Origin of the sequence: Roseixanthobacter glucoisosaccharinicivorans, from assembly GCF_043195095.2 — a bacterium.
Lineage (GTDB): Bacteria > Pseudomonadota > Alphaproteobacteria > Rhizobiales > Xanthobacteraceae > NCEH01.
In genome coordinates, this window is the sequence record NZ_JBAFWN020000004.1 from 54,460 (window position 1) to 66,438 (window position 11,979).

Annotated in this window: 9 protein-coding genes; 4 read left to right on the top strand and 5 right to left on the bottom strand. The window is 62.0% G+C overall.

Annotated features, from left to right (window positions below):
* The first annotated feature begins 8 nt into the window (after positions 1–8).
* The 4 genes from V5F78_RS25285 to trbI are packed head-to-tail and all read left to right on the top strand — an operon-like array spanning position 9 to position 3,306.
* A complete protein-coding gene (locus tag V5F78_RS25285; protein WP_394072059.1) occupies positions 9–671 on the top strand; it encodes a conjugal transfer protein TrbF in 663 nt (220 codons plus the stop codon).
* A gap of 17 nt (positions 672–688) precedes the next feature.
* Positions 689–1,528 carry a P-type conjugative transfer protein TrbG gene (trbG, locus tag V5F78_RS25290; protein WP_394072007.1) on the top strand — a complete coding sequence of 280 codons (840 nt, stop codon included), beginning with the start codon at positions 689–691 and terminating at the stop codon, positions 1,526–1,528.
* Between the two features lie 2 nt (positions 1,529–1,530).
* Positions 1,531–1,983 carry a conjugal transfer protein TrbH gene (trbH, locus tag V5F78_RS25295; RefSeq protein ID WP_394072008.1) on the top strand — a complete coding sequence of 151 codons (453 nt, stop codon included), beginning with the start codon at positions 1,531–1,533 and terminating at the stop codon, positions 1,981–1,983.
* A 12-nt stretch (positions 1,984–1,995) separates the two neighbouring features.
* The gene (gene trbI, locus V5F78_RS25300; protein WP_394072009.1) at positions 1,996–3,306 is read left to right on the top strand and encodes an IncP-type conjugal transfer protein TrbI; all 1,311 of its coding nucleotides are present in this window, start codon (positions 1,996–1,998) and stop codon (positions 3,304–3,306) included.
* A 116-nt stretch (positions 3,307–3,422) separates the two neighbouring features.
* Here trbI and V5F78_RS25305 read toward each other — a convergent pair whose 3' ends face one another.
* From V5F78_RS25305 to V5F78_RS25325, 5 genes are all read right to left on the bottom strand, one after another.
* On the bottom strand, positions 3,423–6,587 hold the full coding sequence (locus V5F78_RS25305) for an efflux RND transporter permease subunit (RefSeq protein WP_394072060.1): 3,165 nt from the start codon (positions 6,585–6,587) through the stop codon (positions 3,423–3,425).
* Positions 6,588–6,601: 14 nt separating this feature from the next.
* Complete coding sequence (locus tag V5F78_RS25310) at positions 6,602–7,678, bottom strand: efflux RND transporter periplasmic adaptor subunit (RefSeq protein ID WP_394072010.1); 1,077 nt, start codon at positions 7,676–7,678, stop codon at positions 6,602–6,604.
* Positions 7,675–8,865 carry an efflux RND transporter periplasmic adaptor subunit gene (locus V5F78_RS25315; RefSeq protein WP_394072011.1) on the bottom strand — a complete coding sequence of 397 codons (1,191 nt, stop codon included), beginning with the start codon at positions 8,863–8,865 and terminating at the stop codon, positions 7,675–7,677. Before V5F78_RS25315 ends, V5F78_RS25310 begins: the two co-directional genes overlap by 4 nt.
* Positions 8,866–9,121: 256 nt before the next feature.
* Entirely contained in the window at positions 9,122–11,461 is a 2,340-nt protein-coding gene (locus V5F78_RS25320; protein WP_394072012.1) for an FAD-dependent oxidoreductase, read from the bottom strand.
* Between the two features lie 49 nt (positions 11,462–11,510).
* A complete protein-coding gene (locus V5F78_RS25325; protein WP_394072013.1) occupies positions 11,511–11,924 on the bottom strand; it encodes a phasin family protein in 414 nt (137 codons plus the stop codon).
* Positions 11,925–11,979 lie beyond the last annotated feature (55 nt).

The following is an 11,979-nucleotide window of genomic DNA, read 5'->3' on the forward strand; positions in this document are numbered from 1 at the left end:
CTTCTCGAATGGCCGCCCGTAATCCGCCCGACAATCCCTATCTCGCCGCGCGTCACGAATGGAACGAGCGCTATGGCTCCTATGTGAAGGCGGCCGCAGCATGGCGCGCCATCGGCATTATCGGCATGGTCATGGCCGTGATTGGCTTCTCCTATGCGCTGTTCCAGAGCACGCAGGTCAAGCTGGTCCCTTACATCGTCGAGGTCGACAAACTCGGCACCGCTGCGAGCGGCGGGTATCCGCAGCAGATTGAATATGCGGATCCGCGCGTGGTGCGCGCGACGCTTGGAAGCTTCGTATCCAACTTTCGATCGGTGACACCGGATGCGGTCGTGCAGAAGCAATATATCGACCGGAGCTACGCGCTGCTGCGAACATCCGATCCCGCCACGCAGAAGATCAATGACTGGTTCCGAAGCAACTCGCCGTTCGAGAAGGCGAAGACCACGACCGTCGCCGTCGAGGTCAACAACATCGTCGCTCTTTCCAACCAGTCCTACCAGATCGACTGGACCGAATTCGAGCGCGACAGGAAGGGAAAGGAAACCGGCGTGCATCGCTTTCGCGGCATCGCCACCGTCACGCTGACCCCACCCCAGGACGAGCAGACCATCCGGCTCAATCCGATCGGCCTCTACCTGCGTGATTTCGACTGGACGGCGCAACTATGAAAGGGCCGGGAACGCCGATGCACCAAGACTCAATCAGATTTCGTACAGGCGTTCTTGTCGCAGCCTCCGCCGTCGGCTTGCTGTTTGCCGACGTCCACGCACACGCACAGGCGATGAACGCCAAGGAGCGAAAGGGCACGAGCATCTCGAACCAATGGCGCGGATCGACCGGCCTCGTCACGCGCGGACCTGACGGCAAGGTCGTCTTCCTGTTCGGCGAGGTCCAACCATCCATCGTCTGCTCGCCGCTGCAGGTGTGCGACATCGAGCTCCAGGCTGGAGAAGTGGTGCGAGACGTGTTGGTCGGCGACACCGTGCGCTGGAAGGTCGAGCCAGCGACGTCGGGCGCCGTCGGAGGACAAGCCATCCACCTGATCGTCAAACCGGCCGAGCCGGGGCTGATCACGTCGATGGTGGTGACGACCTCGCGCCGGACCTATCACATCCAGCTCAAGTCCAATGCGACGCAATATATGGCGCGCATCGGCTTCGAATACCCCGAGGATGTCGGCAGCAAGCTAGCGGACATCAATGCGCGTCTTGGTGCAGACACGATTCCGGGCGCGGGCGTTCCTGCTGAGCAGTTGAACTTTTCCTACAGCGTAAGTGGCGGCGCCTCCTGGCGACCGACCCGCGTCTACAGCGATGGGATGAAGACCTACATTCAATTTCCGTCGTCGCTGTCGGGGCATGACGCGCCGGTTCTGTTCGTGGTGTCGGGCGGGCAGAACCGCATCGTGAACTACCGGCTGAAAGGCAACATGATGGTGGTCGATTATCAGATCGATACCGCCATTCTCGTTTCGGGCGTCGGCTTTTGGAATCAGGACAAGGTAACGATCCGGAGAGGAGGTTGATCATGCGCGCGTTCCGTTCCGTCTATCGTATCCTTCTGCTCTGCCTTTTCGGTGCGTCGCTTGCCGGATGCGCGTCGTTTGGCAACGGCGGCCTTGTGGCGAGCTCCGCTCCGCCCGATCTATCCGGCGCCGCCGCTTCGGCGATCGCCGGCGACATGGTGACGAAATTCGCCGAGCAGGTTGGGCCCGGCTCCGGCACGATCGTCCTGAAGCCCGATGGCTCGCCCTTCGGTCAGGCGCTCGAGACCTCCCTTAAGAGCTGGGGTTATGCCGTTGCGACCGATCAGAAGACCGGCGGCGAGAAAGCCATCCCGCTTGCCTATGTGATCCAGTCGTACGAGGGCCAGGTCCTGGCGAGGCTGTCGACCGCCAGCGTCGAACTCGGTCGCGCCTATGCGACGACGGCCGCCGGTGCGTCGCCGACGAGCCCGCTCTCCGTGATGCAGCGCGGGTAGGGGAGACCGGTCATGGCGCAATCCCTGAAACTCGGCGGCAGCCCTGCGGGAGAGGAGATCAGCGGAATCCGGCGCCTCAACCGGCTGCCCATTATTATCGCGATCGTGCTCGTGATCGTGTTCTTCGCGGTCATCTTCTACGGGCTGACGTCGCGTGGTCTGTATTTCCGTCGCGACACCGGAATCGACACGGCCTCATCCAACCCTGCTTCGACCTTTGCCGATCAACTCAAGAAAGGGGTCCCCAACGGGATCATCGGCGATCCGGCGGATGCACAGACGTTCCAACCGGCGCCCCCGGCTGCCGAAGCCCCTAAGCCTGCCAGCAATCCTTTCTCCAACCGGCAGACGGACGCACCGGCCGCATCGCAGCTCGAGTCCGAGGCGTTGTGGCGGGCTCGCCTCGAGCGGGAAGCGCACGAACAATATCTGCGTGAGCAGCAGCGCCAGCGAATGGCGCGTTTGCAGGCCAACGATGCTGCATACGATTCACCGCTTGCCATCAATCTCGGGAAGCTCCAGGCATCGACCACGTCGGCTGGCGACGCGCCGGTTGTCAAGGCGGCGACGACGGCGCCTGCCGTCGGCGGTGGCGCCTCCGACCTGTACGCGGCGGCGCTACGCGCGGGTTTCGGTGGACCGAACATCGATCCGAACGGGCAGGGCGCGAAGGAGAATTTCTTCAACGCGGATCTTACGAAGCTCGGCTACCTTCCTAACAAGGTGGTGGCGCCGACCTCGGCTTACGAACTGAAGCGCGGATCGGTGATCCCGGCGACGCTCATTACGGGCATCAACTCGGACCTTCCCGGTCGCATCACCGCGCAGGTCAGCCAGAATGTCTACGACAGCGCCACGGGCCACCAGCTTTTGATTCCGCAAGGCGCAAAGCTGCTGGGGCGTTATGATTCCAAGATCTCGTTCGGCCAGAGCCGCATCCTTGTGGTCTGGACCGACATCATCTTCCCGAACGGCGCGACGCTGCAGATCGGCGGCATGGCGGGGACTGATGCGGAAGGCTATGGCGGCTTCAACGACCAGGTTGATAATCATTACTTCAAGGTGTTCGGCTCAGCGATCCTCGTCGCGGCCATCGGCGCGGGCATCGACATGTCGGTCCCGCAAAACAACAATCCGTTCAACAACGGGAACACCGCCGAGGATGCCGCGCGACGGAGTTTCGCCGAGTCCTTCGGGCGGGTCGCGGAGCAAACGATCAGCAAGAACTTGAACGTTCAACCCACGCTGGAGATTCGACCGGGATACATGTTCAACGTTCTGGTCGATCAGGACATGGTATTCCCTGGCGCTTACCGGAGCTGAGATCTCCGACGTAGCCAGCCAACGAAAGACGGTCGGAAGGCAAGATCTTTGGAGAGCTGCCCACTCGCGTGCAAACTCGTTTAAGCCTTGAAGGGTCTATGCCACCCGGCGGCGCGCTATGCCCCTACATGTGCGGCCTCGGCTTCATCGGGACGACGGTTCTTCCCCTCGGAACCGCTGGCCGTGTCGGCGGCGTCGGGTTCGACGAGGCGGAACCAGGCGACGTACAGCGCCGGGAGGAACAACAACGTCAGGATCGTGCCCGCCACGATGCCTCCCATCATGGCGAAGGCCATCGGCCCCCAGAAAATCTCACGTGCGATCGGAATGAGAGCGAGAGTCGCTGCCGCGGCGGTGAGCATGATTGGTCGCATCCGATGTTCCGATGCCTCGACGACCGCGCTCCAGCCGTCCAGGCCCTCTCGCCGCAACTCCTCGATTTGCATGACGAGAATGACGGAGTTGCGGATGAGGATGCCGATGAGCGCCAGCACGCCAAGTATCGCCACGAAGCCGAGCGGGGCTTTGCTGGGTATCAGGGCGGCCACGACCCCGATGAGCCCAAGCGGAGCGACAGCGACCACGAGGAATAGTCGCTGGAAGCTCTGCAGTTGCAACATCAGAATAGTTGTCATCGTCAGCAGCATTGCCGGAACGATCGCGATGATGGGGCCTTGCCCCTTCGCGCTTTCTTCCACCGCACCGCCGATCTCGAACCTGTAGTCGGGACCGAGACCGGCCTCAATGACCTTCATTTTCGGTGCGAGCTGCTTGACGACGGTTGCCGGCTGTATGCCGCCGTCGACGCTCGCCTTGAGCGTGATCGTTGGCAGCCTGTGCCGACGCCAGACGATCGGTTGTTCGGCCTCATAGGTCAGGTTCGCGACGGCGGCAAGCGGTACGGCCTTGCCATCCTCGGTGCGAAGCTGAAGGTTCCCCAGGGTCTCGACGGAGGTGCGATCGGCGGCCTGAGCGCGGCCGACGACGTTCACGAGATAGATCGAATCGCGCACCTGCGTGATCGACGAGCCGCCCACGACGCCATTGAGAGCCGTGGCGAGCGACTCGGAGGTGACGCCGAGTTGCGCTGCCTTGTCCTGCAGGACGTCCACCTTCACCACGCGTCCGGGCTCGTTCCAGTCGAACACGACTTGCCCGAGATCTTGATGTTCGGCCATCACGGCCGCAACCTTTTGTGCTTCCCTCCTTACGCCCTCGATATCCGGACCGGAGATCCGGTATTGCACCGGGCGCCCGACCGGAGGACCGAGATCGAGCAGGTGAACGTAGGCGTCCGTGCCGACGAAGTCGCGCCGGACGCGGTCGTTGAGCTTCGCCCTCAGACGATCGCGCGCCTCGAGTCCCTTGGTCACGATAACGACCTGCCCGAAATTTGGCGTCGCCGGCTGCACATCGAAGGCGAGCAGGAAACGAACCGCGCCTTGACCGACATACGAGGACCAATGCTCGACGTCCGGATCGTTCGCGAGCGCCGCTTCGAACCTGTCCATTTGCGCGCGTGTTTCCAGAATGGAAGAGTTCTGGGCGGCAGTCCAGTCAATGATCAGTTCGACTCGTTCGGAAGACGGGAAGAATTGCTGCTGGACGAAGCGCATTCCGAAGACCGAGGCTGCGAAGAGGAGAACGGTGGCGCAGATCGTCGACCATTTCCAGCGCACGCAAGTCTTCAAGACACTTTCGAAGAGGCGCGTGAACCGTCCCTTCTTCGCTTGGTGTTTCTTGAGAGCTGCAGGCAGCATCGTGACGCCGAGCAGCGGGACGAACAATACCGCGACGACCCAGGAGACGATCAGGGCGACGGCTATGACGACGAACAGCGTAAAGGTGAATTCGCCCGGTGCTCCGTTGTTGAATGCCACGGGGAAAAAGCTGACGATCGTCACCAAGGTTCCGGTCAGCATCGGGAAGGCGGTATGCGTATAGACCGCGACCGCCGCCTTCTCGAGCTTGTCGCCCATCTCAAGGCGAGCAATCATCATCTCCACAGCGATCATGGCATCGTCAACGAGCAGTCCGAGGGCGATGATCAGCGCGCCCAGAGAAATTCGCTGAAGCGACACGCCATATAGGTTCATCGCCAGGAATGTGATGGCCAGCACGAGGGGGATTGTGACGGCGACGACGAGGCCGGCCCGAACGCCCAGACTGATGAAGCTCACCACGAGGACGATCGAAACCGCCTCGATCAGCGCTCGGACGAAGCCCCACACAGCATCGGCGACGACCTCCGGCTGATCGGATACGTTGTCGATCCCGACGCCGATGGGAAGTTCGCTTTCGATTTGACGCATCTTGGCGTGGAGTTGCTCGCCGAAGGCGGTGATGTTCGCGCCGGGCTTCATGCCGACGGCAAGGCCGATGGCTGGCGCGCCCTTGTAACGGAACAGCGCTCGCGGCGGATCCTCGTACGTGCGGACGATCGCGGCGATGTCGCCGAGCCGGAAGAACCGATCATTGATTCGCAAATTGATCGCCTTGAGGCTCTCCTCCGAGGCGAAAGTGCCCGTCACCCGTAGGCTCAAACGCTCGCCTTTGGCTTCGATGACACCTGACGGGGTGATCGCGTTCTGTCCGTTCAGCGCCTCCACGACCATTCTCTGGGTGATGCCGAGAGCGGCAATCTGCCGGGTCGAGAATTCCAGATAGATCACCTCGTCCTGGGCTCCGACCAGCTCGACCTTGCCCGCGTCCCTCAGCGTCAGCAATTTCGAGCGCGTGCTCTCCACATAATCGCGCAACTGACGCTGGGTCAGCCCATCCGACGTGAATGCGAAGACGTTGCCGAAAACGTCGCCGAAACTGTCGTTGAAGAACGGTCCTTGTACTCCTGCCGGCAAACTACCCTTGATGTCGGACACGAGATTCCTGATCCGAACCCAGGTAGACGGAACGTTCTTTCCAGGCGTCGTGTCCTTCAGATACACGTATATGGTCGTCTTACCCGCCGTGCTGATGCTCTTGGCGTAGTCGAACGAGTCGATCTCTTCGAGCTTCTTCTCGATCCGTTCGGTGACCTGGTTCATCGTATCTTCGACGGTCGCGCCGGGCCAGTTTGCCTGGATGATCATCGTCTTGATCGTGAAATCCGGATCCTCGGCGCGGCCCAGGTTAAAATATGACCATAATCCCGCAACGGCGAAGACCAGCATAAAATACCAAACAAGCGAGCGGTGACCGAGGGCCCAGACCGACAAGTTGAAGGGCTCGGCACTTTTCGGTGCTTCGGTAGCGGGGGTGTTCGCGCTCCCGGCAGCCGCCAGTTTATCGTGCTCCTTCACTGGACGACCTCCACTTCTAACTTGACCTTTTGACCTTCCGATAGGCTGTTTGCCCCGGCCGTGACGACCCGCGCGCCGGGCTCGAGGCCGCGTGCGACCCGCGCCACGGATCCGCGCCGATCGATGATCTCCACGGCTGTGCTGCGGACGACGCCCTCGGCGGAATCAACCAGCCAGACGCGGCTTTCGCCGTCGCGTTCGAATATGGCAGTGCGAGGCAGATCGAACGTCGGTGGTCCGATGATCTGCACGGGGATCGCCGTGATCGTTGCCCCCAGCCGGAACGCTTCGACCGACGATTCGAGCGTGATCCTGATCCGCCGCAAACGCGTAGTGCTATCGGCCTGCGGGGATATCTCGCGAACCTTGCCTTGGGACCTGATTGACGGATTGGCCTGCAGCAGGATGTCGAAGGGAGCACCGATGGGCAGCGCCCGGCCGATGTCGTCAGGCACATCCACGACCGCCTCGCGAACGTCGGTGCGCGCGAGCGTCATGACCTTCATCCCCGGCGAGGCCATCTGGCCGACCTCGGCGTCGATGCTGAGCACCACGCCGTCGATGTCGGCCGTCAGCGTCGTGTAGCTCAGTTGCTCTCTGGCCTTGGCGAGGTTCGCCTCCGCCTGTTGCAAGGCGGCGGCGGCGGCTTCCATGGCCTGCTGAGCGGCGTCAAGGTCGGCCTGCGAAGTCACGTTCCGCTTGAACAGCGCTCGCGTCCGTTCCAGCTGTGCCGTCGTCGTCTCCGATCGGGACGTTGCATTCGCCAGATCGGCCTCGGAGGAGCGAACGGCGAGTTGATAGGGTAGCGGGTCGTTCTCCGCGATGACCTGCCCCCTGTGAACGGTCTCGCCGACCTCGACCTTACGGGCGACGATGCGGCCGAGAACCTGGAAAGCCCGCTCCGTCAGGTAGCGGGCCTGGATGACACCCGCGAATTTCGGCCTCGCCTCGGCGGAAGGCGCCACGATGATCGAGAGAACGGGGCGCAGGACAGGGGGCTGCTTGTCCTGACGATTGCAGGCGGAGAGAAATACGAGCAGGGCCGCGCAGACGGCAGCGAAACGTAACTTCATGGCTTAGTCGTCTCCGTGCGATCGGCGGCTTCGTTCCGCACGGCCACGAACTGGCCGGGGCGGAGCACTTGGCCGCCGCGCGTCACGACGAGATCGCCGACCGAGAGGCCTTTATTCAGCAGGAGTTCGCCAGTCCCGTAGCTTTGAACTTCGACTTGGCGCAGGGACACCGTCTTGCGTTGCGGATCCACGACCCAGACGGCCGGCTTGCCCGCCGCCGTGAAGAAAGCCGTCCATGGAAGGACGATGGTATCTCGGGGAGCGAACCTGCCTGTGCCGGACACAGGCGCGCCTAACCCCATCGCGGCAGCAGAACCGTCGAGTCCGACCTTGACCCGCACCGTACCGTTCGCCGCGTCGACGGTCGGCGAGACCTCGCGCACCTTTCCGATCGCCCGGACGGAGGGATCGGAGAGCAGCCGTATCTCCACGACACGATCAGGCTGCGGAGAAGTCCCGATCAACGTCTCGAAGACATCGAACACCGCATCGCGCGGACCGTCGCGCGCGACCGAATAGATCGGTTGTCCCACGGCAGCGAACTGTCCGACCTCCGCGTTGCGCGCCGTGATGATGCCCGGGGCGTCTGCCCGCAATTCGATGTTCGCGAGCGCGTCCTCCGCGGTTCCCAATCCAGCCTTGGCGCTTTCCAATCCAGCCCGGGCCCCGTCCAGGGCCTGCTTGGCCCGATCATAGCTCGGCTGCGTCGTGAAGCCCTGCGCAAGCAGAACACGTTGCCTCTCGTACGTCGCTGCGGCTTCCCGGAGGCTGGCTTCCGCAGCCGCGACTCCGGCCTTCGCCGCGCTCACGTCTGAAAGCTGTTGGGTTCTTTCCAGCGCCGCGAGGACCTGCCCGGCCTCGACGTGATCGCCGACGTCGACGGTCCGCTTGGCGATGCGCCCCGCGATTCGAAAAGCGAGTTCGCTTTGCACACGGGCCGAAACCTGACCCGTGAGCGTCGTTTCGGAGGCGAGCGACGACAGCGTTGCGGCCTGCACCTGCACCAATGTCGGTGATTTGGGCGGCGGGGTAGAGGATTCGCCACAGGCGGCGAGGAATAACAGCGGCACCAACAGGACGGGCGAGCCGCACCGAACCCGACGAAGTACGCCACCGAGGTCTACGCGTTGGGAACGCACGAGGGTCGCTTCATCCGGATCGGTCGAATTCGATAAGTGATGCTTCATCTGCCATCCTGCCTACAGGGCGGCGGCGCGTGCGCCCGCCCTCGGCCCGTGCCAACGTCTCGCGTTGACTCTGCCCTAAATGGTAACGTACCGTACCAGATTGATATTGCAAGCCCAGGGAGTGTGGGCGCCGACGGCGTGCTCGCACCCTGCCATCGAACGTCATGCTGGGTCCGATTTCGAGGAAGACGATCGAGCAACTCTCGCAGCCGCGAAGGCGGTGCGCGCGGGAGAACATCGCGCGATCTGGCGTGATCTAAGAGGCCGCTGGCGCCTCGTCGCCTTCCGCCAATGCGCTTTTGGAGGTGGTCCGCGCGGTTGTCGCCGCAGCCGCCGTCGTCGTGACACCCGCATCTCTCGCCGACACGAGGGTGGTCTTGGCGATCGCATAACCGTTCGCCAAGTGCCGGCGAATGGCGATGTCGGAGAAGTCGTAGTCGCGAGAGGATGGCTCGCCTTCCTCCTTCGGTCGGAGAAATCGCGTCACCGAGGTCTCAAGCCCATCACCCATGAGTTGGATATAGCGCGGATGTTGCCTGACCTTGGCGCGCTCCTTTGGCTCGAGGCCCGCCAGAATGATCTTCACCATGCTGCGATATGCGTCCTTGATCTCACGGAGCCGTAGATCGCTTCTGACACGCTCGGAGTAAACGATCTCGTCCCGGCGAGCCATGACTTCCACCATGTTGGTGGGCAAAGCTGACTGTCCGGAAAACAGGTCGACGATGAAGACGCGCTTGCCATCCGGCCCGCAACGATCGACGACCAGGTCGAACGGTGAGTTGCTGACGATGCCGCCGTCCCAATAGGCCTTTCCGTCGACAACGCTCCACGAGAAGCCCGGCGGCAGACTTCCGCTTGCGAGTATGTGGTCGGGCGTGAGGGAATCGACATAACTGTCGAACACCTCAAGTTCGGCGGTCGTGACGTTGACAGCACCGATGAGGAGGCGGACAGGGCTGGTCTTGAGCGAGGCGAAGTCAACGTAGGACGCAATCAGACGCTTCATCGGCGATGTGTCGTAATAGCTTGTCCAAGGCGCGAAAACGTTTTCGAACGGCGGCATCCATCGGGGTTTGAAGAAATTGGGCACGCCAAAGGTCAGGATTTGAGCTGAACCGGCTGCGCGTCTTGCATCTTCGAATAGCCAATTGGGGGTGGCGACGGAAAGATCGTTCCAGAAGGACTCGAGAGCTTGGGTCGCGTTCTTGGGATGCGCTGCGATAATCGCGCCATTCAGCGCCCCGATCGATACACCGGCGACGATATCGGGAAAGATCCGTTCCTCTTCCAGCGCCTTCACGACGCCGCACTCGAACGCACCGAGCGCGCCTCCGCCTTGGAGAATGAGAACGGTCTGCCTTGAGATGCCGTCGAGCTGATGATCGGCGTCTGCGAGGCCCTCCTTGTGGTCGCGCAGGTTTACACGAAAGCGGATCAGGCTTTCGGCAAGACGTGTTTCGTCCGGCGGTCGCCCCGTCGAAAACAGCGCGCGGGGGACGTCGTCCTGCAGATAGAACATCGCGTAGGAGCCATCATCGAGCGAGCCGCGGCTCACAAACTCGCTGTCGGGCGTTGGCATCCCGACGACGTCGAATCCGATGTCGCCGATATCGCAATAGAAATACGACACCTCGTCATAGCGATGTCGAGGATTCATCATGTTTCGGCCCGCAAGCTGGCCCTGGCGGACGGCATTGTCCCAGTGCTCCACATGACGAGACTGGGCGAAGACCGGATCGTAGAATTTGGTCACATCCCCGGCGGCGAATACGTTCGGCACATTGGTGCGCAGCATCTCGTCGACGACGACATATCCGTCCTCAAGAGCAATGCCGCTTCCCTCGAGGAATTGGGTCGACGGTGCGACGCCGATGCTGATCACGATCAAGTCGCAGGGGATGCGTTTTCCGGAGGCCGCGACGACGCTTTTCACCTTCTTGTTGCCGTCGATGGCGGAAATGGTTTCGTTCAGCAGGATCGTTACGCCTTTGGTCCCGGCGAGTTGCTTGAAGTGAGCGGAGAGGCCGGGAGCTTCCAGATGCGGCAGAATGGCGTCGCCACGTTCCATCACAGTGACATCGAGGCCCAGCGAGAGGAGCGACATCGCGATCTCCATGCCGAGAAAGCTTCCGCCTAAGACGACGGCACGCTTGCCGGGCTTGGCCGCAAGGCGGATCGCGTCGCAATCCGCCTTGCGGCGCAGATAATAGACGCCCTCCAACTCCACGCCGCGAACCTGGAGCGGTTTCGGCATTGCGCCGGTCGCGATAAGGAGCTTGCCGTAGGAGAGCGTCTTGCCGGAGACAGTGCGAACGGTCTGGCCTTTGGTATCCACCGATTCGACTTGCTCTCCGAGCGTTAGCCCAATGTCTTGCTGCTTGTAGAACTCGTCAGGATGGACGAACAGATCTTCCTCGGCCGAGGTCCCAAGAAGGTATTGCTTGGATAGACGCGGCCGATGATAGGGCGAAAGCCCCTCGAGAGCCAAAATCTGGATCGAACCGGTGGCTCCCTCGCGGCGCAGGGTATCCGCCGCGTTCGCACTGGCGAGACCGCCTCCAACAAGAAGAAAATCGATTTCGTCACCGGCCATCGCAAGTCCCTTAGTCAATGAGTCCACAGGCGGACGCGCTCTTGCGCTGCTATTTGGATTCGGAGGCGTCGGGGCCGTTTGTCTGACCTAGCTGCACGCTGCTGATCCGGCTCGCGGCGCGAACGATCTCGCCGACGGCTTTGACCTGCTCTTCTGCAAGGGCAACCTGGCGTGAGGCGAAGGTGGACTGCAATCTCACGATGTCCTGCGGGTTCTGTGCTGCAGCGAGGCTCTGGGCGTACTCGAAAACGTTCTGCGTGCTGGACTCGACAAATGTCAGGCCCCTTTTGACCAAGGCGTTCGTGGCCGTTTGAACGAGATCGTTCACTTCCTGCCAGGTTTCGAGCGTTGCTTTCGAAACCTGCATTAGGTTGTCGGTGGCCTTATGGGCGCCGGCGAGACCGGCTTTCGCGGCCTCCCGAACGGGGGTGGCGATCGTCTGAGCAGCGTCGGAATCGGTCATTGTTGGCTCCTGTTGCGGTGGGCGGCGGTTGACAGATACGGTAACTTACCGTACC